This is a genomic window from Micromonospora sp. HM5-17 (assembly GCF_003762835.1).
Classification (GTDB): Bacteria; Actinomycetota; Actinomycetes; order Mycobacteriales; family Micromonosporaceae; genus Plantactinospora.
Map to the genome: position 1 here is coordinate 42,990 of NZ_RJWA01000008.1, position 23,098 is coordinate 66,087.

Sequence of the window (23,098 nt, forward strand, 5' to 3'; positions counted from 1 at the left end):
GGAATGATGCCTCATTCGCATTTCTGCCAGCTCGACCACACCCGCGACAGGCCGATTTCGGCGAGCCGGGGCCGTGGGCCTTTCTCGTGGCGACGCATATCGAGCGACTCGACAATGCCCGTGGATCGCCACGCCGCGTCAGGCGGATCTCGGGGCGCAGAGCCATGCGCCCCGGACCCGTGGATCCCGCCGGGTGCGGCGGGATCCACGGGGCGCCGAGCACACTCAGCCGGCGGGGCGGAGCACCCGACCCGGCCCGGCGGCGTTGTCGGCGGCGGCCTGGGCACGTTGGGCGGGGGTGACGCAGACGTCGTCGCCGAGGAACGCCTCGCGCCAGACGTAGCCGGAGATGCAGGTGTGTGGGCCGTATGGGCCGTTGGTCCAGCGGGACGCGGCGGCGGCGTTGTCGGCGGCGACCTGGCTGCGGGTCGCGGGTGTCACACAGACGTAGTCGGACTGGTCGGCGTCGCGCCAGACGTAGCCGAGGAGGCAACGGTTGACGATGTCGGTGGTGATCGTGACGCTCGCGTTGTTGCCGGCGAGACCGTTCACGCTGATCTGGACGCCGTTGGCGTTCAGCGACTGTGCGGGCCCGCCGCCCGGCCCGGTGCGGATCAGGTAGGGAGTGCCGTCGCGGACCTCGTGCAGCAGCACGGTGTCCGCCGGGATGCCGGCGCTCCACCCGGTCTTGCGGCGGTACTCGACGGTGTAGTAGTTGAACAGATCGCCGGGATTGAACGGGATCCGGACGAGCTGCGGTCCCGTCGCCGCCGGGGTCTCCAGCGCGGCCAGTGAGATGGTCCGCGACCCGATTCCGTCTGCCCCCATCGTGAAGACCCGGTTCTTCGGCAGCCAGCCGAGTTCGTCCCGGTGGTAGCCGTTGAGCCCGACGGCGCTGGTGCCGTAGTTCGCCGTGGTGAAGGCGTAGATGTGCATCGCGCTCATCTCGTCCCACGGGTCGTCGTACTCGCCGGGCTGGGACCAGGGCGCGTTCTGGTACGTGGTGTCGTTGGAGAACGAGTGGCCCAGGCCGATTCCATGCAGCATCTCGTGGGCGGCGAAGCCGACGTTCCACGCGCCGGGGTCGAGCAGAACACGCCCGCCGGCGGCGCCCGAGTCGACCCAGTCGTTGAGCATCACCGCGATGCGGTGGCCGGCCGGTACGGTGTAGCCGTTGGCGGCGGCGGTGTCGACGCACCGCTGGATCCGGGTCCACCGGTCGATGCTCTGGAACTCGGCCAGCGTCCAGGACATCGTGTACCAGCCCCGGATCGTGGAACCGGCGAGGGAAACCCGTCCACCCGACTGGTCGGTGAAGTAGTCCGCCACCCCGCCGGTGCCGGCACCCGCCGGGGTGAGGAAGTTGGCGAAGAACGACGGCGGTTGCGGGGTGGCCGGCCGGTCGGCGAACCGGCACAGCAAAATGGACCAGGGCGTGGTGTTCCGGATCGGGCTGGCCGACGCCGGCGTTGCCCCGGTGACGACGGCGCCGGCCAGGGTGCCGACCAGGGCAACCGCGGTCGCCATGACACGTTGGACGACTCTCGAACGCACGCGAACCTCCGTTGTGCGGCGCCCCGCCGAATCGGGACGGTGCGAGCATCAGAGCACCGCAGCTGCGGATTGCGGGCCGAGAGTCAGGTTGACGACGGACGGGGATTCGACGTGACAACTGACGGGGATCCGACGGCGCTGCCGGGCTCAGTCGGGTTTCCCGGGGTCATCAGCTCCCACACCCCCGGGCGACCGGCGCGTGACGCCCGTCGTCGCCCGCGCCGCCCATGCCGCGATCTTGCGCATGTCGTTGTTCTGGTCCACGGTCACCTGGGTCAGCCGGGCCTGCAGGATCGAGGCGAGGAGGTCGTCGTACGCCGTCACCCGCTCCACCGCGCGTGCCGGTTTCCCGTTGAGGTCGCACCGCAACGTTGCTCGGCCACGGTGGTCACGGATCCGCGCGGCCCCGCCCCGGCCGCCCGAGCCGGCTGGCCGGCTTTCCCGGCCACGGCACCGTCGGCCCACCCGGGACACGACCGGGCGGGCCGACGGCGGTCCGGCGCCTGTCTCGGCGTTACGCGTTCGCCAGCCCGCGTTCGACGGCGGCGATGATCTGCGGACGCAACTCCTCGGGCCGGATGATGGCGTCCACGGAGCCGACCTTCACGGCGCGCTGGATGGTGTGCACCGCGTCGAACTCGGCGGCCACCTCGGCCAGCTTCTCGGCCCGGACCGCGGCCCGGACGTCCCGGAGCTGGGTGACCAGCGCCGCCCGTTCCCCACCGGTCGCCGCGGCGATGCGCGCCTCCAGGTCGGTCACCCGCGGGTCCCGGGCCGTGCGCGCGTTGACCTCACCGGAGAAGACCACGGCCGCCGCAGGCGCGCCACCGATGACGGACGCGAACGAGCCCTCCACCGCGAGCACGGTCATGTTCGGGTTGAGCGTCTTGGAGAAGACCACGAACGCGCCGCCGTGGTACCGCGAGACCACGCAGAAGACGATCGGTCCCTGGAAGTTCACGATCGCCCGGCCGATCTCCGCGCCGTACTCCAACTGCAACTGCCGCATCGACTCGGGCGAGCCGTCGAACCCGGACAGGTTCGCCAGCACGACCAACGGCCGGTTCCCACTGGCCGCGTTGATCGCCCGCGCGACCTTCTTGGACGAGCGCGGGAACAGGGTGCCCGCCGTGTAGGTGTCGGGACCGTCGGTGGGCGGGAACCCCCGCCGCGGCACCGACCGGGACTCGATGCCGATCAGGCAGACCGGGATGCCGCCGAGCCGCACATCCTGCACGATCGCGGTCTCGGCGTCGGCCATGCCCGCCCAGCGTTCCAGGACCGCGTGATCCTGGTCGGACAGTGCCCGCATCAGGGTGCGCATGTCGAACGGCTTCTTGCGATCGGGGTTGCGCTCCCGGGAGAAGATCTCGCCAACGGTGGTGAACTCGCTGTCGGGGACGGCGTGCGGGTAGTGCGAGATGTCGCGGTCGACCGGGTCGGACGTGACCGCCCGGCGTGGCCGCGCCTCGCCGGGCACGACGTAGGTGTGGTCGTGGTGCGCCATCAGCAGGTCGTGCGCGGCCCGCAGGTCCGGCGCCCAGTACTGGGCCTGGCCGTTGGGGCCCATCACCCGGTCGTAGCCGCCGATACCGAAGTTGTCCTCGGCCGACACCCCGCCGGAGAAGTCCAGCGACTGCTTACCGGTCAGCACCATCGCCGAGTCCGGGGTCATCACCAGGATGCCCCTGGTGTGCATCAGCATCGTGGCCTCGGCGTTCCAGTACGGCTGGGCGCCCACGTTGATCCCGGCGACCACGACGTTGATCTCGCCGCCGCGCTGGGTGAACTCCACGATCCGCCTGAGCGCGGCGGCCACCCAGTCCATGTTCTCGGTGCCCGAGGTCATCGAGATCCGCGCGCCGGCCGACAGCGCGAACCAGTCGACCGGTACGCGCATCCGCTCGGCCAGGTCGAGCGCGGCGATCACCCGCGCGCACTCCGGCTCGGCCAGCGCACCCAGCGACCTGGTCGGGTCGCCGAGCAGCACCACCCGCGTCACGCCCTCGGGATACCGTTCGGTCGGGGTACTCACCACTCCGGCGACGATGCCCGCGCGGTTCTGTCCCTTCGGGCGCTCGACCGGGACCAGCGCCCCGGTGTCGTCCAGGTCGTACTCGGTGAAGGTGCCGCGCTGGCCGGCCAGCATCTCGGTCAGCTCGTACGGGTACGTCGTACCGCGCCGCCGCGCGGAGAGCACCTTCTGCCGGTAGTCGTCGAGCGGCTGGATCGGCTCGGCGGTCGGCGCGGTGACCGACACCCGCATGCCCGCGTCGTAGCTGATCTGGACCGCGATGTCGGTCAGTTTGCCGGTCGTGTCGTCGCGCTGGCGGCCGAGGAAGAGGACCTCCTCCAGGCCCGCGTCGGCCGTGATCGGCAGGACACGCTGAGCGACGGCGTTCAGCTCGTCGATGGTCAGCTCGTTCGGCGGCCAGACGTAGATGGTGATCCGGTTGGTGTCGAGCCGCTTCTTCGCGGGCCGCTGCGCCTGCACCTTGCGAATCGCGTCGAGACACGCGTCCAGCGCCCCCTCGACCGCCGGCAGCGCGAGGATCCGGCCGTCGGCGTCGCGTAGCGGGGTCAGGTCGCGGACCTGGGCCATCGCGACCAGCCGCTCGTCGGCGGGGTTGTCCGGGGCGACGCAGTGGAAGAGGTAGACCTCCTCGTCGGCGGAGGGCAGCCGGGTCAGGTCGAAGTTCCGCAGCCGGGGCAGCTGCAGGCGCTCGGCGATCAGCGGGTGAAGCCCGCGGATGACCCGGTCCTCGCCCAGACCGGGCCGGAACGTGAAGTGGTGGTGCATCGGTGTGCCGTTGGGGCCGGCCACCGACACCGTCACCCGCCGGAGCACGTCCAGCAGCCCGGCGCGGTCGAGGATCTCCCGCAGGGTCGCGGCCATCGCGTCCGCGTCGGGCTGGTCGCTCCAGGCCAGGTAGACGTCGGCGATGGACTCGGGGTTGGACAGTTCGGCGACCCGCTCCAGGGTCGCGGGGAGCTCGGCGAAGTCCGTGGCGGCGGCGATCAGCCGGAAGCGTTCGCCGTTGCGGTCGTACTCCGCCGTGAAGAACGGCTGCCCCGCCACGGTGACGCATCGCGCGTCACTCGCGCCGCGGTTGCCGTAGTAGCGGCGGCTGAGGACCTCGAGCATCGGGCCGTGGTCGGCACCCGGCCGGCCGATGCGCTGCCCGAGCAGCCGGACCAGTGGCTCGGGGGAGGCGACCATGGTGGCGATCCGCTCGGCGCGGTCGGCCGCGTTCGGGTTCTCGTCGAGGTAACGGAGGTGGCTGCGGACGGCCGCGTAGACCTCGGCCCGCTTGCGGCGCAGCATCGGCTGGGCGGCCCAACGGAACACGATGCTGCGCGCCAGGTCGCCGACCACCGGGAACCGGCGCTGGGTGGCGGAGATCAGATGCTCCAGCGCCTGGCCGACCAGCTCACGCAGCTCCGCGCCGGGCAGCGGCTCGGTCAGCCACCGCTGGAGGAACGCGACGATCACCGAGACGTCGGCCGACGCCCGCTGCTGCGCGAGGAAGATCCGGAACACGGCCTCCTCCAGTGCGGGCGTCCGCGCGAAGTCGTCGACGCCATAGTGGGCGAGTACCCGGGCGAGCCGGGTGCGGAAGGTCTCCGGCAGCGCGGCCCGCTCGACGTCGAGACTGCGCAGGTAGGTGTGGAAGTACTCGCGCGGGCTGTGCACCGGGTTGTCGGGCTTGGTCTCCTCGCCGACGGGCCGGTTACGGCTGAGTTCGGACAGATCGGCGAAGATCTGGAGCAGCTCGACCTCTTCCTCGAGCGGGGGATAGCGCAGCTCGGCCCGCGCGGCCAGGTAGTCCGACAACGCCCGGCGCTCGTCGCGGGGGTCGAGGTCGTAGCCGAGCAGCAGACTGCGCAGTTCGGCGATGCCGCGGGCGACCCGGGCCTCGGCGGAGAGGCCGGTCGGCGCGGGCGGCAGTTCCAGGTCGACGCCCTCGGCCTGGGCGGACTCGCCCGCTTCACCGTCGCCGGTCGGCTCCAGTCGCAGCAGGGGCGCACCGGTTTCCACCTGGCTACCGACCGAGACCAGACACTCCCGCAGCGTCGCCCGGAACGGCGCGCGCAGGACGGTCTCCATCTTCATACTCTCCAGAACGAGCACCGGCGCGCCCGCCTCGACCTCCTCGCCCACCCCGACCGGGGTCGCGACGACCAGCGCGGGCGCGGGGGAGCGCAGCACCCCTCCCTCGTCCCGGCTGACGCGGTGGGTGACGCCGTCCACCTCGACCAGGTGGATGGGGCCGTGCGTGTCGGTGACGAGTCGGAAGGGCCGGCCGTTGACCGTGATCCGTCCGGTGTGCTCGTCGAACCGCTCCAGCTCCGCGTCGACGGCGGAGTCCCCGACGCAGACCCGGAACCGGCGGGGCCCGGTCTGCGCGACGGTCACCCGGTAGCTCGCACCGCGGAGCTTGAGGTCGATCGGCCGGCCGCTGACGTGCTGCACCTGCGGACGGCCGCCGTGCGCGGTGGAGAGCAGCCGTTGCCGCTCGACGAGCGTCTGGTCCTCGTACGCCTCGATCGCCGCAGCGGCCAGCGCGACGCCGGAGTGCCGGGTGGAGACCAGGCGGCCCTCGGCGCGGACCCGGTCGATCCAGCCGGTGTCCGCGCTGGCGTCGATCACCTCGGGCTGGTCGAGCAGGTCGAGCAGGAAGCTCTTGTTGGTGGCGCCGCCCTCGATGATCACCGTGGTCTCGGCGACCGCGCGCCGGAGCCGGCCGAGCGCCTCGTCGCGGGTCCGGCCGTACGCGATGATCTTCGCGATCATCGAGTCGAAGTCGGCCGGGATCACGTCGCCCTCGCTGACCCCGGTGTCCACGCGGATGCCGGGACCGCTCGGCAGCACCAGCCGGACGATCCGGCCGGGCGAGGGCGCGAAGTCGCGGTCGGGGTCCTCCGCGTTGAGCCGGGCCTCGACGGCGTGGCCGGCCTCGACCGGGACCAGCTCGCCGAGCCGGCCGCCGGCGGCCACGTGAATCTGGGCCTTGACCAGGTCGAAGTCGGTGGTGACCTCGGTGATCGGGTGCTCGACCTGCAACCGGGTGTTGACCTCGAGGAAGGCGAACATCTTCTCGCCGGGGTGGTAGAGGAACTCCACCGTGCCCACGCCGCGGTAGTCCACGGCCAGCGCGAGTCGTTCGGCCGCCGCCTTCAGCTCCCGGCTCTGCTCGGGGGTCAGGACGGGGGAGGCGGACTCCTCGATGACCTTCTGGTTGCGCCGCTGCACGGAGCAGTCCCGCACCCCCAGCGCCCAGGCGGTGCCCTGGCCGTCGGCGATCACCTGCACCTCGACGTGCCGTGCCCCGGTGACCAGGCGCTCCAGGAACACCACGCCGCTGCCGAACGCCCGTTCGGCCTCCAGCCGCGTCCGCTCGTAGGCCTCGGCGAGCTCCTCGTCGCTGCGGACGACCCGGATTCCCCGGCCCCCACCGCCCGCGGTCGCCTTCAGCATCAGCGGGTAGCCGATCTCGGCCGCCGCGCGCCTGGCCGCGCTCAGGCTCTCCACCGCGCCACGGCTCCACGGCGCCATGGGGACGCCGACCTCCTCGGCGAGGAGTTTCGCGCCGATCTTGTCACCGAGCTTGCGCATCGCCTCGGCGCTGGGGCCGATGAAGGTGACGCCGTTCTTCTCGCAGAGTTCGGCGAAGGCGGGGTCCTCGGCGACGAATCCCCAGCCCATCCACGCCGCGTCGGCACGGGTCTCGACGAGTGCGCGTTCGAGGAGGGCGTGGTTCAGGTACGGCCGGGCCGACGCCGGCCCGAGGCAGTAGCTGTGGTCGGCCTCGCGGACGAAGGTCGCGGTGCGCTCGGCGTCGGTGTAGAGCGCGACGGTCTCGATCGGCGGGGCCCCGGCCTCGGCGTTGAGCTCGCGGACGGCGTGGATCAGCCGCATGGCGGCCTCTCCGCGGTTGACGATGGCGATGCGGCTGAACACCGAGTAAGCCTCCCAAAGGTTCCTTCACAGCAGAACGGGGACACCCTCGGGGCAGGGGTCCCCGTCACCAACCCTCGCCGCTACCGCCCGGTATGGAAACCGTGGGATCCGCCACCGGGAGGAGGGGCACAGTTGTGGACACCCGCCAACTCTAGACGTCCCGACTTCACCTCCTGAACAGCCATCGGACCCGGCGCCAGCCGTCCGCCACCCGCGCGCTAACGCTCATCCCGACCGGCTCCACCAGACCGGGGTGCACGCCGTACCCGCTGGCCCGCCGCCGCGTACGCCATCGCCGGATATCGGTGACCTCACCTCCGGTGGGTGGTGCGGGGGTCAATTCCGTCGATTCGTCCGACCGCACCGCGTGCGTGGCGCGGCCGGTCGGTTTACGCCGATCTGGGGCGGTGACCGGGGGCAGATCGGATGTTCCGGTATTGCGTATGTCCGGATGACGCCGGCCGGCGGGTACCAATTCGTCGCGACCCGTTCGCGGGTACGACCCGCTATCGAGGAGTGGCGCACCCCGCCCCGGTCGCCCGGGGCCACGATCGGTGCCCGGGCCGATGTCCGGGTTGGCCGTCGGGTCTTCCGGGCCGGATTTTCCGGCCGGCACCGGTCCGGCGAACTGCCACCGGCCGCGGTCGGGGCCGGCGGCCGCCGCGACCACCGACTCCGGGCTGCCCGCGCCGGCGGACGGCAGGGCGCCGCTCGACGGACCGGCGACGGTGGCCCGGGACGCCGACCCCGGACGGAGGCGCGGTGCGCGCTGGGTGGGGCGCCGGCGACCGTCGACGGCCGGCGCCGCGTGACCGGCGGGGTCGCGGCGCCCGGTGCTCGCCGCCGCATGAGTGCTACCCGCCGAGGGCCGCGGGCTCCTGCCGGCGCGGCGGGGCCACCACCGCCCCGGCGACCCGGCGCGCCCACGGCTCCCAGTCGTCGAAGTCCAGAAACCGGCCCAGCCGGCCGAGCTGCGTCAGCGGGTCGTCGACGAGGTCCTCGTACGTCATCGTCAACAGCTCCCGGGGCCGGGCGTCGGCGATGGCCTGTTCGGCCTCGCTGGTGAGGAACGCGCAGAGGTTCCGGTACCGCCGGAGATCCCGGCCGTGTTCGCGGAGTGTCTCGGCCGTCAACCGGCCGGGCAGGAAGCGCCGGAACTCCTCCGGCACCCGCTGGTCGGCACCGTCCTCGAACAGGTCCACCCCGTACCGGCCGAGCGACTCCACGCTGAGCTGCAGGAGCTGGAACGAGGGGTGGCGGCTCATCGAACGGGCGGTGTCCTCCCGGTCGCGGGTCAGATAAATGATCTTCGCGTCGGGAAAGTCCGTCAGCAGGCACCGGGCGACGTGGCTGGAACCGCCGGAACGCTCGACCCAGCGTCGCCGGCCGGTGAGCGAGGTGAGCAGGTCCAGGAACATCCGGTGGTGTTGGGGCAACGGTTGTGCCGGGAACTCGGGTACCCGCTCGGCGAGGGTGTCGAAGAGGCGGTCCGGGTCGGGGGAGATCTTCGGCAGCGTGGCCACGAGGATTCGGGGCAGGTCGGTGAGGCGGCCGGCCCATCGGCCGTCCGCCGGGTAGGCGACCTCGGCCGGGACGATGCCGATCCGGACCAGCGTGGCGAGTTCCGGTTTGGGGCTGCTCAGATGTGACCAGTACGCGGCTCCGCTGAGCAACCCCCGATCGCCGATCCAGGGCTCGACCGACATGAAGAACTCCTGGATCGAGAGAGTGTCGGGCTGCTCGGCGATCAGGTCGGACAGTAGTGTCGACCCGCACCGACCGGTGCTGACGATGATCGCTTGGCCAGGGGTCTGCGGCTCCATCGAGGACTCCTCCGCTGCGGGTCAGTGGGTCGTGGCGGGCGTCGGGTCCTGGTCCTGACCGCCGCGGGCGGCGGGTCCTGGCGGGTCGGCGTGGGCGGAGTGGCCCCCGTGGATCTGGCGCAGCCAGGGCAGGACGATGTCGCGGACGGTGTTCGGTGCATCGACCAGGAGGTAGTGCCGGTAGCCGGGCACGGTGACGATCCGTGCCTGCGGGAGCAGCCGCCGGACGTCGGGGGCCAGCGCGGCCATGGGAGAGTCGCCGCCGTAGATCCCCAGCACCGGGCACCTGATCGCGGAGATCCGTTCCTCGGCGGGTAGCCGGCTGGCGGGCAGGTCACGGACGAGACTCGTGGTGGCGAGGACCTCACGGGCCGTCTTGGCGCGACGGCTGGCGAGCTCTCCACGTTCGGCCCTGATCTCCTCCAGCGCGTGCTCGCGCGGCAGGTACGCGGCGGCCTGGTCGAGTTGCCGGGCCACCTGGTCGAGCCAGGTGGTCGTGGGCGGCGAGGACTCGACGGCGGCGATGGCGGCGACCCGCTCGGGGTGACGCACCGCGTAGCCGAAGGCGATCGTGCCGCCGAAGGAGTTGCCGAGCAGGTGAACCGGCCCGGTCACGTCGAGCGCCGACAGCAACGCCGCGAGGTCGTCGACGAAGTCGTCCAGCGTGTAACCCTCCGGCGGACGCTCGGTGTGACCGTGACCGCGCAGGTCGTACATGATGACGCGGAGGCCGGCGTTGGCGAGCGGGTGAGCCAGGGTGAGATACCAGCTGGCCAGGCTGTCCGTGGCCATGCCGTGGACCAGGACGGCGATCGGGGCGGCGCCGGGCGCCCCGGAGGAGCCCCCCGACATCGCCGCGGCCGGGGGAAGCTGTTCCACGTGGACGTTAAGGCCGTTGGCCCGAACCATGGTCATGCCGGCGTCCCTGCCTTACCGGGGCTGGCCTCGGCTCTGTCGAGCGCGGCGGCGATGTGTTCGACGAGGTCGCCGACCCGCAGCTGCCGGACCGATTCCAGGTCGTTGCCGACGACGAGCTGGGCGAAGTTGACCTTGTCGCCGTACCGGGCCTGCAGGCGGCCGGCGAGGGCGATCACGTCGATGCTCTCCATCTCCAGGTCGTCACGGAACCTGGTCGCCATGGTGATCTCGCCGTCCACGCCCGCATCGTTGAGGATCGCGTGCAACATCTCGACGACGTCGGCCAGGACCCTGGCCCGGTCCACAGACATGTGCTGTCCCTTCTCGTGATCGCATGCCCGCTACGGGCGTCCGGCTCGGCGTACAGGCTCGGGTCCCCAGGTCCAGCCGACGACGTACCGCCGTGGGGGCAGGTCCTCGGGGTTGGACACCTCTCGATGGGCGACCTGGTAGACCCGGTCACCAGCGCTGACGGTCAGCGCGGTCGCCGTGGCGCCCACGACCGTGAACCGTCGCGGGTCGCCGGACGGGCCCATGCCCTCCGCCTTGGCGGCGGCCTCCTTGGCGGCCCGGAAGCGGGCGAGCCACCGCGACCGGTCTGAGCCGAGGGACACCGACTGGAGGAGTCGCTGCTCCGACTCGGACAGCGGGATCGCGAAACTGCTCTCGAGGTGGTCGGTGATCTCGACGACGTCGATGCCGACACCGGGTGAGTCGGGTGTGGTGTGGGGCGCCCGGGGCTTGGCGATCGCGACCCCGACCTCCGCGGTGTGCGCGAGGGAGACGTCGCAGTCGCGGAAGCCGCGACCGGGTCGTGGGTGGACCCGGGGCCGGCCGTTCGGCTCGTTGGTGACGGTGAGTTCGATGGGATAGACGTCGGCGTGCCCGTCCTCCCACAGTTGGAAGCGGACGGCGTCCTTGACCGCGATCCGGCCGAGCAGCCACTGCTTGCGTACCCTCGGCGGCTGCTCCTCGTAGTCGGCGTAGCCGCTGGTGCCGAGGATGCCGCGCGCGGCCAGGCCGCGGGTGACCAGGTCCGTCCAGCGGTCGAAGGCGATCGTCCAGCCCTCCGGCTGACGCAGTGACATCGGGTGACGTTCCGGAAAGCGTTCCGCCAGCCGGGCGACGCGGTGGCTGTCGAACCGCCGGTCGACACAGCCGTCGAGCTGCGCCCACACCCGGCCGCCGAGGGACAGCTGGGTGTCGGCGACGAGCTGCCGGTCGTCGATCGAGCGCACCCGTGCGACGCACTCGAACGCCGTGCCGGGCGCCGGCGGCGGCCCGAAGAACCGGACGTGTCCCAACTCCACCGGCAGCGCCACGGTCCGTACCGGCTGTGTCGTGATGAGCCAGTTGCCGATCAGCTGTAGTGCGTTGTCGAGCAGCGCGCCGGGCGGGGTCGGGGCGGTCACCACGCCGCGTACGTGCATGTCACCGAGCGCGTGTACCTCCGTCACGCCCTGGAACAGGGGACCGTGGAACATCAGGCGTTCGGCGTACATCTCCGCGGCGCTGATCTGCGGTGGCCGTTCCGTGGCGGGGTCGTGCCGCCAGACGGCCGGACGCTCGGCCGGGTAGTCCGGCGCCAACTCGACGGTCGCGCGGGCGTAGTTGCCGAGGACCACCGCGTGCCGGCCGGGTCCGACCGGCGTGACGGTGATCTCGACGTCCTGTGGCGGCGCGGCGATCAACCACCGGGTGAACCGCGCGTCGCGGACCCCGACCACCCGCATCCCCGGTACCGTTCGCGCGACCGCGTCGATCATGTGGTGTACGAGCGTGGTGGCCGGCACCACCGGCCAGCGGTCCTCCGGGTGGGGCCAGTCGTCGGGCTGGACGAAGAAGCAGTGGTCGCGCAGGTACGGCATCGTGTCGAGGGAGACCCGCAACACCGTGCGGTGCGTCCGTGGCCGCGGTAGCCGCGACGGATCTCCGCTCACCGTGTCGGCGACCGCACCGTCCGGTGTGTCCTGGAGCAGCGAGGTGAGTTCCGCGGCGGCGCTGGACTCCCGGGCGAGCCTGTGCAGCGTGGCGAGCGCCGGTGGCCTCGGCGGGGTCGCCACGGCGGGCGGCGCGTCGGCGGGCGGGGACGCCCCGGCCGGGGTGCCGTCGCCGGCATCCCGGCGGGCCGCACCGCCCACCTCCGTCGCGTCGGCCGTGGGCCCGGCCCGTTCGGCGCTGTCCGGGCCGGCCGGCGGCGGGGCGTTCTGCGGGGTGACCGCCGGCTCGGCGTCGTGCGGCACGGCCGTCGGCTCGGCGGCGCGCTGGGTGGCCACCGGAACGCTCTGCTCGGTAGCCACCGGTACGCGGGACCGACCCTCGTTCGTGTTCGCGCTCTGCCGGGTACCCGCCGGAGCGCTCCGCTGGGTGGCTGCCGGAGCGCTCCGCTGGGTGGCTGCCGGAGCGCTGTGCTGGGTCGCTGCCGGGTCGGCCCGCACGACGACGCCGAGGAGGTCCGCGGCCCCCTCGCCGAGCCGGACCAGCGGGCCGCCGAGGTCGAGCCGCAGAACCGGACCCCGGCGGACGGGTCGCTTCGGGGCGGGCCCGGTCCGGTCCCGGCCCGTGGTCGCCCGGTCCCGATCCGTGTTCGTCGGGTCGAGGGCGCGCAGTCTCGGCTCGGTGCCCTCGACCCACAGTGCGGTGGCGACCCGACGCAGTTGGTTCAGCCCGCTGCGGTGCGCGACGTTGACCGGCATCGCGAGGTGATCGCGGCCGCGCAGGTTGTCGGTGATGACCGAGGCGAGTTGCCCGGCGCCGACCTGCAGGAACACGCGGATATCCGCGTCGTACATGGCCTGGACGGTCTGCCGGAACCAGACCGGTTCGAGCATGTGCCGGATGAAGATCTCCCGCACCCGGTCCGGATCGGTCGGGAACGGTGCCCTGAGGGTGGTCGACCAGACGGGTACCCGGGTGGGGTGGACCTCCCACCGGTGCAGGGCCGCGCCGATCGATGCCAACCCGGTGGCGGACATCGGGGTGTGGAAGGCCGAGCGGAACGGCAGCCTCTGGCAGAGGATGCCGTCGCCGCGGAGCGCCTCGACCAGGGTGTCGAGCTGGCTCTCGGGCCCGTTGACGATGCACTGCGCGGGTGCGTTGTCGTGGGAGAGGACGACGCCCGGGTAGCGGGCGAGCCGGGGGATGATCTGTTCGGCGGACGTGCCGACGGCGACGAACGCCCGATCGGGTATCTCGACCGACGCCGAGTTGAACACGGCGAGGAACTCGTCCATCGAGGCCGAGCTGATCTGCCCGGTGGTGGCCGCGGCGGTCCATTCCCCGATGCTGTAGCCAGCGACCGCGTGCGGGGTGATGCCGAGGCGGTGCAGGGCATCGGTGAGCAGCTTGCCGACCTCGATCACCCCGGCGCCGTGTCGGCCGAGGTCGTCGACGGTCCACCGCCGGTCGGGGAGGCCGAAGTGTGCCGCGATGTCCGCCGTGCGGGGGCTGAACTCCGCCTCGAGGCCCGGGTAGACGAAGGCGAGTCGGCCGGCGGACCCGTCGGCGAGCAGCGGGGCAGGACTGAACCAGACGTCGCGGGCGCCCCGCCAGGGCTGCCCCCTGGCCACGGCGCGCCGGGCGATGGCGAGGTGCTTGGCGTCGGGGTGAACGACGCCGAGCCGGCAGCGTTCGTCCGCCAGCGGACGGGCGGGAGCGGTCTGCCGGGCCCGGGCGGCGCCGACGGCGCGGACGCGGTCGTCGTCGGTGTCGAGCAGACGGGCGAGCGCGGTCGGGTCGGGGGCGGCCAGCCACAGCACCTCGTCGGGCTGCTCGACCACCGTCGCCGCCGAGTCCTGGGCGGCCGCCCTCGCCCCGGGCAGCGGACCGGTCGGGGTCGTGCCGCTCCGCCGGGCCGCCAGCGCGTCCGGCGCCTCCTCCAGGATCAGGTGGGCGTTGATCCCGCCGAACCCGAACGCGTTGACCCCGGCGCGGCGCGGCCCGTCGCTCTCCCACGGCTGGGCGACGGTGATCGGCGCGAACCGGGTGTGCGCCAGCTCCGGCCGCGGTGCGTCGCAGTGCAGCGTCGGCAGCAGTACGCCGCGGTGCACGGCCAGGGCCGCCTTGACCAGGCTGGCGATGCCGGCCGCCGGCATGGTGTGGCCGATCATCGACTTCACCGAACCGATCACCGGTCGTGGTCCGCCCCGGTACGGACCGAACGCCTCGGCGATGGTGGCGAGTTCGGCCGCGTCGCCGGCCGGTGTCGCGGTGCCGTGCGCCTCCAGCAGGCCCAGCGCGTCCGGGGCGGTCGGGTCCAGTCCCGCCGCGGCCCAGGCCCGCCGGATGGCCAACACCTGGCCGGCGCTGGCCGGGTTGACCATGCTCGCGGCGCGCCCGTCGCTGGACGTCCCGCTGCCCCGGATCACCGCGTAGATCCGGTCGCCGTCGCGCACCGCGTCCGCCAACCGCTTGAGGACGACGATTCCGGTCCCCTCACCGATGAGCAACCCGTCCGCCGCGCTGTCGAAGGGCCGGATCTCGCCACGTCGGGAGAGGGCGCCGAGTTGGCTGAAGACGGACCAGAAGCTGATGTCGTGCACGTGGTGTACGCCGCCGGCGAGGACCGCGTCGAGCCGGCCGCTCGTCAGCTCCGTGATCGCCTGGTCCACGGCGATCAGCGAGGACGCACAGGCGGCGTCCACCGTGTACGCCGGGCCCCGCAGGTCGAGCCGGTTCGCCACCCGCGACGCCGCGAGGTTCGGCACCAGGCCGATCGTGCCCTCCGGCTGGTACGGGCCGAGCCGCTCGTCGAACTTGGCCCGTACCGCGTCCAGCCGCTCCTCCGGCAGGTCGGGGATCATCTCGCGGAGTACCTGGATCACCTGGCTGGACATCCGTACCCGCTGCGCGTACCGCGCCTGGGCGGGGCTGAGGATGCCGCCCCGGCCGAGGATGACCCCCACGCGGTCGCCGGCGGGCAGCCGGTCCGGTCCGCCGGCGTCCTCGATCGCCTCGGCCGCCACATTCAGCGCGATGAGCTGGTCTGGCTCGATGTCGGCGATGGAGGCGGGCATGATGCCGAACCGGAGCGGATCGAAGGTGGCCAGGTCGTCGACGAAGCCTCCTCGGCGGCAGTAGAGCCGGTCCGGCCGGTGCGCCAGCGCCGGGTCGTAGAACTCCGGATCCCACCGGTGCGGCGGCACCTCGGTGATCGCGTCGACGCCCTCGACCAGGTTGCGCCAGTAGGTGTCCAGATCGCCCGCCCTGGGCATCAACACCGCCATCCCCACGATCGCTACCGGCTCGCCGGGCATGGCGCTCACCAGCCGGAGGCGGTGTAGACGACCGAGGTGAGTGATGGGTCGCCCCAGGCCAGCTCACCCAGCAGGCTCAGCGCGCCCTCCTCGGGGTCGATCAGACCGATGCCACGCCGGGCGAACTCCCGGCTCAGTTCCGGGGTGACCATGCCGCCGTGCCCCTCGACCGGCGCCCACGGTCCCCAGTGGACGGTCAGGCAGCGGGTGCCGGTGCGGGCCGCCCACCGGGTCCCGATCGCCTCCAGGGCGTCGTTGGCCGCCGCGTAGTCGGCCTGGCCGCGGCTGCCGTACGGCGCCGCGATGCTGCCGAACAGCACCACGAATCGTGGCCGGTCACCCAGGCCGTCCAGCGCGGCCAGCGTCGACCGGGCGCCCGTCACCTTGGTCTCGAAGACCCGGGCGAAGGACTCCGGATCCTTCTCGGCGATCAGCTTGTCCTCGAGCACCCCGGCGGCGTACACCACCCCGTCGAGGCGGCCGTACTCGCCGTGGATCGCGGTGACCAGCCGCTCGGTCGCGGGTGCGTCGCGGACGTCGAGGGTGTGGTAGCGCGCCCTGGCGCCCAACTCGCCAAGTTCCCGCAGCGTGCTCTCGACCTCCCGACCGGCGAGAATCGCCTGGGCCGTGCGGGCGATCGTGGCCGGCGGACCGACGCGCTGGCGCGCGAGCACCGCGCGCACGGCCGCCACGTCCGTGGCGTTCGCCAACACCGGGTCCGGGGGACCGTCCGGCAGCGGCGTACGGCCGACCAGCTCGATCCGACACCGGGCGGCCGTGGCGAGGGCACGGGCGAACCAGGTGGTGATGCCACGCGCCCCACCGACCAGCAGCACCACCGAGTCTTGGTCCAGCCCCAGGGCCCGGGCCTCGGCCACGCCGTCACCGGCCGGGCCGGCGCCACCCGCCGCGAGCGGCCCGAGGCTCGCCGGCGTCAGGTCGTACCCGTACCGTCCGCCGCCGCTGCGGTCCACCACCGGCGCCTCGCCCTCGACGAGCAACTCGTCGAGGGTCTGCTGGGCGAGCCGCTCCGCGGGTTCCGTGCCGTCCACGAGGACCAGGCGTGCGGTGGTCGACGGGTACTCCCGGACGATGGTGCGGAACAGCCCGCGTAGCCCGTCCCCGGCCACACCGGCCTTCCGGTCGACGACCGCCACCACCCAGCGCATCCCACTCGTCAGGGCCTGCTTGATCAGCCCGAACGCGCCGGGCAGCAGCGGTTCCGCCCCGCCGGTCAGCCCGTCGAGCAGGACCAGCCCGGCTGCGCCGTCCAGGCTGCCGGGCTCGGTCGCCGTACCGGTGCGGACGGTCGCCTGGTGCCGGCGGAGCAGGTCGGCCAGCCGGACGGCCGCCGGACCGGCTCCGGTGACCACGAGGGTGGCACCGGCCAGCAGCGCCGCCGGTCGCCGCGGGGTGTCCGGGAGTGGGACCATCGTGGACACCATCCGCGTCGGCGCGATCCCGCGCGGAGAGCCACCCGCCACCACCCCCGGGCTGCCGGCTGTCGGGGCCGGACTCGACCGCGGCTGCCCGTCGGCGGCCGCGACGGCCGATGCGGGTGCCGCCCGGGCCGAGGACGCGGCGGTGGCGGGTACCGCGTCGGGCGCTGCGGGAACCGTCGCGGTCACGGCGGCGTTGACCCGGGTGGTGAGCCAGGTGACCATGGCGCGTACGGTCCGGGCCTTGACGAGGTCTTCCAGGTCTGATTCGTCGCCGTCGGTGGCCAGGCCGAGTCGGGCGGCCACCTCGCCGGCCACCTCGGCTCGTTTGATGGAGTCGATGCTGAGGTCGGCTTCGAGGTCCAGGTCGAGTTCGATGAGGTCGGCGGGGTATCCGGTCCGCTCGCTGAGCACCGCCAGCACCGCGGCCTCGAGGTCGAAGCCGGGTGCGGCCGCCGCGAGGGCGGTGACCGCGGTGGTGGCCGAGGTGCTCCTGGCCTCGGCCTCCCCGGTGCTGGTCGCTCCGGACGCCGGCGGCGGGGCGGGCGTGGGCCCGGCCGGGAGCGGGATGGGCGGGCCGACGGTGGCCGGCACCGGCGGAGCCGGTGCGGGTGGGGGACTCGCCGGCGCCGGCGAGATCGGTACGGACGCGTTCGCCGTCCCGGGAAGCGCCGGCACCCCCTGGTGCGCCCCACCCGACGCGACGCCGGCCTGGCTCGCCCGATTGGCCGCCGGCGGCACCTGCACCCGCGGTCCCGCCACGACGGGTACGGCGTCGACCGCCGACGCCGCCGGGGCTGTCCGCGGCCCCCGTCCGTGGGGATGTCCACCGTCGCCGCTGCCGAGGTAGGCGAGCATGACCTCGTGCTGGGCGGCGATCAGCTCACGGTTGGTTCGCAGGAACTCGGCGAGCAGTTCATCCCGGCCAACTCGCCCGTCGTGCCCGGCTCGCCCGTCGTGGTCGTCGGCGGTGGGCTCGACTGTCGCGGTCATGGACAACTCCTTGCTGGGTCGGGGGGGCGTCATGCCGCCGGGCAGGGTGCGGCCGTCACGATCGAGGACGAGCTGACCGTCGACCGTCCAAAATGGGCGGCTGCCGGCGTCGGTCGTGACCGCCACGGCGGTGTCGCGGCCGTGGAACAGCCAGCCGATCCGGACCGGTACACCGGCGCAGGCCAGCTGCGCCACGGCGAGGAGAAAGTCGCGCAGCCCCTCGCCCGTACGCCGGTCACAGGCGACGGCGAGGTGGGGCCGGTCGGCGAGGATGGCCCGGACCAGGCCGGTCAGGACCTGCCCGGGACCGGCCTCGACGAAGGTACGGGTACCGGCGGCGTACATGGCCTCGATCTGTTCGGCGAAGCGGACCGGGGCTCCGAGCTGGGCGGCGAGTTCGTGCCGCAGGCCGTCGGGGTCCGTCGGGTAGACGGTGGCGGTGCGGTTGGACCAGACCGGGATGGTCGGGGTGGTGACGGGTTCGACGGCGAGATTCCGCGCGAAGCGGTCCACGGCGGTCGCCACGAGCGGGCTGTGGAAGGCACAGGCGACGTTGAGACCGCGCGCCGGCAGCCCGGCGGCCTTGAGCACGCCGATCGCCTCCCGCACCGCCGGGGTGGGGCCGGAGATCACCTGCTGCGTGGGCCCGTTGCGGTTGGCCAGGATGACCTGGTCGGCGAGGCCGGCGCTGGCCAGGACCTCGCTCACCCGTTCCGCGGTGCCGGTGATCGCGGCCATCGTGCCCGGATCGTCCCCGGCGGCGGCGAGGATCGCGTCGGCGCGTCGCGTACTGAGCCGCAGCAGGGTCGCCGGATCGTAGGCGCCGGCGACGCAGAGCGCGACGAGTTCGCCGTAGCTGTGCCCCGCGGTCAGGTCGGGATGGATGTTGAGCCGGCGGAGCAGGTGGTCGACGGCGAGTCCGCCGATGCCGAGAATCGGCTGGGCCAGCCGGGTGTCGCGGAGCCGGCGCTGCTGCACGTCGTCGGTGTCGGGATCGAACGCGGTCGGCGGGAACAGCGGGTCCGCCCACTCCCGGCCGAGCTCGAGGTACTGGCGCAACTCGGGGAAGCTGACGAACAGCTCGGCCAGTGCCCCCGGATACTGGCTGCCCTGTCCGGGGAACAGAAACGCCACCCGCCCGCCGGAGCCGGAGTCCGGGGACGTCGAGGGCTGGACGAGTCCCTGTCCGGGGTCGTGGTCACCGGCGGTCGCGCGGTTCAGCAGCCGCTCGAGTTCGGTGCGGTCGCGGGCGACGATCGCGACCTGGACGGGACCGGACCGCGGGTCGGTCTGGGCCGCCGCGGTGGCGGCCAGGTCGCGCAGCCGCCACGGTCGGCCGTACCGGTCGGTGGTCCGGAGCGTGGCGAGCAGCTTCCGGATCTCCCGGTGCGCCGCCGCCCGGTCGGGGCCGCGGAAGCAGAACAGCTCCGCCGGCCACTCCTGGCGCGCGTGCCGTGGCTCCGGGGTGCGCGGGTGCGCGGCCAGCACCACGTGGTAGTTGGTGCCGCCGAAGCCGAAGGCGCTGACCCCGGCGAATCGTTCGCTGGCCGGGGCGCTCCACGGCCGGGCCTCGGTGAAGAAGGCGAACGGGCTGCGTTCCGGGTCCCAGGCGGGGTTGGGGCGGGTCAGGTTGACGGTCGGCGGCCGAACCCCCGTGTACAGCGCGAGCGCCGTCTTGATCACGCCCGCGAGCCCGGCCGCGCACTTGGTGTGGCCGATCTGGGACTTGACCGAGCCGAGGGCGCAGCCGCCGGGCCGGGCACCCGCCTCGACGAACAGCCGGGTCAGGGTCTCCAGCTCCGTGCGGTCGCCGACGACGGTGCCGGTGCCGTGCGCCTCGACGAGTCCGACCTGCCGCGGGGAGATGCCGCTGCGCGCGTACGCCCGGACCAGCGCCCGACGCTGTCCCTCCGCACGCGGCGCGGTCAGGCCCAGTGCCCGCCCGTCGCTGGAGGTACCGATCCCCTTGATGACCGCGTAGATGCGGTCACCGTCGCGCTCGGCGTCGGCGAGCCGCTTGAGGACGACGCAGGCGACACCCTCGCCGAGCGCGATGCCGTCGCCCGTGCTGTCGAAGGGGCGGCACCGACCCGTCGGCGACAGCGCGTGCGCCGAGGTGAACATCAGGTAGTCGTTGATGCCGTTGTGCAGATCGGCGCCGCCGCAGATCATCAGGTCACTGGTGCCCGCCGCCAGCTCCTTGCAGGCCGCGTCCATGGCCGCCAGCGACGAGGCGCACGCCGCGTCCACGGTGAAGTTCGGTCCGCCCAGGTCCAGCCGGTTCGCGACCCGCCCGGCGATCACGTTCGCCAGTACGCCGGGGAACGAGTCCTCGGTGACCGTGGGAAGCTGGTCCTCCAGCACGGCGGGAACCTCGCCGAGGTACGCCGGCAGCATGGTGCGCAGCGTCTGCGCGTGCCCCATGTCGCTGCCCGCCTCGGCACCGAACACCACCCCCGTGCGGGAGTGGTCGACGCCGGGCACGTCGGGGCCGTACCCGGCGTCGACGAGGGCCCGGTGCGCGACCTCGAGCGCCAACAGCTGGGTCGGGTCGATGCTGGCCAACGCCGCTGGCGGGATGCCGTACCCGATGGCGTCGAACGGCACCGGCGCGATGAACCCGCCCCACTTCGACACGCTGACCCGGCCCGCCCGCCCCGGCTCCACCTCGGACGCGTAGTAGGTCTCCACCGACCACCGCTGGGCGGGGACCTCGGTGATGGCGTCCCGGCCGCCCAGAATCGTCTGCCAGTAGCTGGCCAGGTCCGGTGAGTCCGGGAAGACGCAGGACATTCCGACGATGGCGATGTCCAGCGGCGCCGCCGGCACCGGCTCGGCCGGACCGGCGTCGGGCCCGGCCGTCGCCGCCAGCGCCGCGAGCCGCTCCGTGTGGAAGCGCTGCGCCCCGACGGTCACTCCGTGGTGCAGGTCGGCCACGGTCGTCTGCCTGTCACGGAGCACGACCACCTGGCCGGCCATGAAGAGCCCTTCGGCGTGCTGGCCCGCCTCGTCCACCGCGACCAGCGCGGCGCCGTCGCGCCGTTGGCCCTTGCTGGCGATCCGTAGCCGGCCGACGTTGAGCATCTCCAGGCGCTCCCACACGTGCCGGCCGGTCGCCCCCGCCGCGACCAACTCCCGCCGCACCCGGTGGAAGTCGTCGACGTACGGGCTGGGGAGGCAGCGGGTCACGTGTCCCGGCGCCGTCTCCAGGACCGCCGTACCCGTCGCCGCGATCACCTGTCGCTGGAACAGCGGCCGGATCGCCCCGCACTCGACCGCCTCCCGGGTGAACAGGTAGGCGGTGCCGAGCAACACCCCGACCTGGACGCCGCGTCGGGCCAGCGGTCCCGCCAAGGTCGCCACCATCGCCGCCGACCGCGCGTCGTGCACCCCACCGGCGAAGAACACCTGTACGTCCGCGGCGGTACCGGCCGGTGCCTCGTCCAGAAACTCCGCCAGGGTCAGCGCCTGGGCCTCCCACAGCGGAAAGCTCGTCCGCGGTCCCACGTGGCCACCGCACTCGGCGCCCTCGAAGACGAACCGGCGCGCGCCGGCGCGCAGGTACTGCCGCAGCAGCCCGGGCGACGGCACGTGCAGAAACGTCGCGATGCCCTCGGCCTCCAGCGCCTTGGCCTGCGCCGGCCGGCCGCCGGCGATGATCGCCACCCGTGGCCGGACCTCCCGCACCGCCGCGAGTTGCGCGGCGCGGACCTCCTCCGGGGCGAAGCCGAGCACCCCCACTCCCCACGGGCGTTCTCCCAGCGCCTGCGCGGTCTCGCGCAGCATCTGTCGGGATCGCTCGCCGCTGGCCAGGGCGAGCGCGATGAACGGCAGCGCGCCGTCCCCGGCCACGGCTGCCGCGAACGCCGCCACGTCGCTGACCCGCGTCATCGGCCCCTGCGCCACCGGGATCCGCACCCCGAGGGCCCGGGCCAACGGCGCGCCCGGCGCCAACAGCCCGCCCGCGGCGGCGTCGGAGACCGCGTCGCCGATCGCCGCGCGGATACCGCGTACCGCCGCCGCGGTGCTCCGCCAGCGCTGCTGGAAAACCGCCGCCAACCAGCCGTCCTGCCCGACCGGGAGCACCTCGCCGGTGCCGTCCGGCCGTCCGTCGCGGCGTATCCCGCGTACGCCGTCGGACAGCACCGTCTCCGAGCCGTCCATCCGCCGGATCACGGCCCGTACGTCCTCCGGCAGATCCGACTCCGGCATCAACGCCAACTGACTGTCCAGGACGACGCCGGCCGCCCCGCCGACCACGCATGCGGCGGCCGTGCGCGGCCCGATCCCGCCGGCGACCCACACCGGTACGTCCAGCGCCTCATCCGTGAGCAACTGCTGTAACAGGACGAATGAACTCAGCTCACCGACCCGCCCGCCGGCCTCGGAACCGCGGGCGATCAACCCGGACGCACCGGCGGCGACCGCCGCCCGCGCCTCCGTACGGCTCGTCACCTCCGCCAGCACCCGGTACCGGTGCGCGGTCTCGCTCAGTGGCCACGCGCCGTCCGGCGGCAGCACCACGAGTCCCACGCGGCCCTTCGCGGCCCGCTCCACGTCGGTCACCGAGGCGGTGCAACCCGCCGGTACGCGTACGCCGATCGGTGTCACCGACCATGCCGCCGCCCGTTCGAGCGCCCACAACGCCCGACGGTCACCCCGGACGAGGTCGAGCACACCCACGCCGCCAGCACCACCGGCAGCCGCCACGATCCGTGGGCCAGGCTCGACCCCGCCGCACGGGTTGATGACGATGACCGGATCATTCCCGGCGGTTGCAGTACTCATGGAACTCCCGTCACTGAGCAGGCGGGACGGTGCCCCCACCGCCTCGTCCGCCGTGCCGACGCGGTGTCCCGGGCATCGTGGTGACTCCTGCAAGCTTACGTCGGTTCGCGACGTTTTTGCAGGTCATAGCCCCTAAAGAGTGAAAAGGCGAATTTCCTTCTGTCTTTTCTCGACCGTTCTCGCCATCCCGGAAGGGCCTGTTCGTCCCCGGGCATCCGAACCGTCGGCGCGCGACCTGACGCGTGTGCGTCGGCCGAGGCGCCGGTGTGCGTTCCGGCCGGATCCGGAGGACTTTTTCGGCTTTGTCGCTTGAAGCGGCTAATTCCGAGCAGTATGCACGTATCGTCCAAATCATGAGCTACCGTC

General features: G+C 73.1%; 7 protein-coding genes and 1 pseudogene. All 8 read right to left on the bottom strand.

What is annotated here, in order from left to right:
- Positions 1-225 precede the first annotated feature (225 nt).
- Positions 226-1,554, bottom strand: a complete 1,329-nt coding sequence (locus EF879_RS21320) for a hypothetical protein (RefSeq protein WP_158624231.1) — start codon at positions 1,552-1,554, stop codon at positions 226-228.
- Between the two features lie 213 nt (positions 1,555-1,767).
- Positions 1,768-1,893, bottom strand: a pseudogene (locus EF879_RS21325) (magnesium transporter CorA); the annotation flags it as partial.
- 175 nt (positions 1,894-2,068) lie between these two features.
- Positions 2,069-7,516, bottom strand: coding sequence for a carboxyl transferase domain-containing protein (locus tag EF879_RS21330; RefSeq protein ID WP_123561402.1), 5,448 nt, complete (start codon positions 7,514-7,516; stop codon positions 2,069-2,071).
- Positions 7,517-8,370: 854 nt separating this feature from the next.
- Positions 8,371-9,339, bottom strand: a complete 969-nt coding sequence (locus EF879_RS21340) for a sulfotransferase domain-containing protein (protein ID WP_123561406.1) — start codon at positions 9,337-9,339, stop codon at positions 8,371-8,373.
- A gap of 21 nt (positions 9,340-9,360) precedes the next feature.
- On the bottom strand, positions 9,361-10,254 hold the full coding sequence (locus EF879_RS21345; RefSeq protein ID WP_123561409.1) for an alpha/beta fold hydrolase: 894 nt from the start codon (positions 10,252-10,254) through the stop codon (positions 9,361-9,363).
- Complete coding sequence (locus tag EF879_RS21350) at positions 10,251-10,568, bottom strand: acyl carrier protein (protein WP_123561411.1); 318 nt, start codon at positions 10,566-10,568, stop codon at positions 10,251-10,253. Before EF879_RS21350 ends, EF879_RS21345 begins: the two co-directional genes overlap by 4 nt.
- Positions 10,569-10,598: 30 nt before the next feature.
- Positions 10,599-15,512, bottom strand: coding sequence for a type I polyketide synthase (locus tag EF879_RS21355; RefSeq protein WP_233604660.1), 4,914 nt, complete (start codon positions 15,510-15,512; stop codon positions 10,599-10,601).
- A gap of 5 nt (positions 15,513-15,517) precedes the next feature.
- Positions 15,518-22,732, bottom strand: coding sequence for a type I polyketide synthase (locus EF879_RS21365; protein ID WP_233604642.1), 7,215 nt, complete (start codon positions 22,730-22,732; stop codon positions 15,518-15,520).
- Between the last annotated feature and the right edge of the window lie 366 nt (positions 22,733-23,098).

Bases quoted from the DNA above. Each gene is read 5' to 3' on its own strand.
- EF879_RS21365 (WP_233604642.1), bottom strand. From the start codon at position 22,732: ATGAGTACTGCAACCGCCGGGAATGATCCGGTCATCGTCATCAACCCG.
- EF879_RS21350 (WP_123561411.1), bottom strand. From the start codon at position 10,568: ATGTCTGTGGACCGGGCCAGGGTCCTGGCCGACGTCGTCGAGATGTTG.
- EF879_RS21340 (WP_123561406.1), bottom strand. From the start codon at position 9,339: ATGGAGCCGCAGACCCCTGGCCAAGCGATCATCGTCAGCACCGGTCGG.
- EF879_RS21345 (WP_123561409.1), bottom strand. From the start codon at position 10,254: ATGACCATGGTTCGGGCCAACGGCCTTAACGTCCACGTGGAACAGCTT.
- EF879_RS21355 (WP_233604660.1), bottom strand. From the start codon at position 15,512: ATGCCCGGCGAGCCGGTAGCGATCGTGGGGATGGCGGTGTTGATGCCC.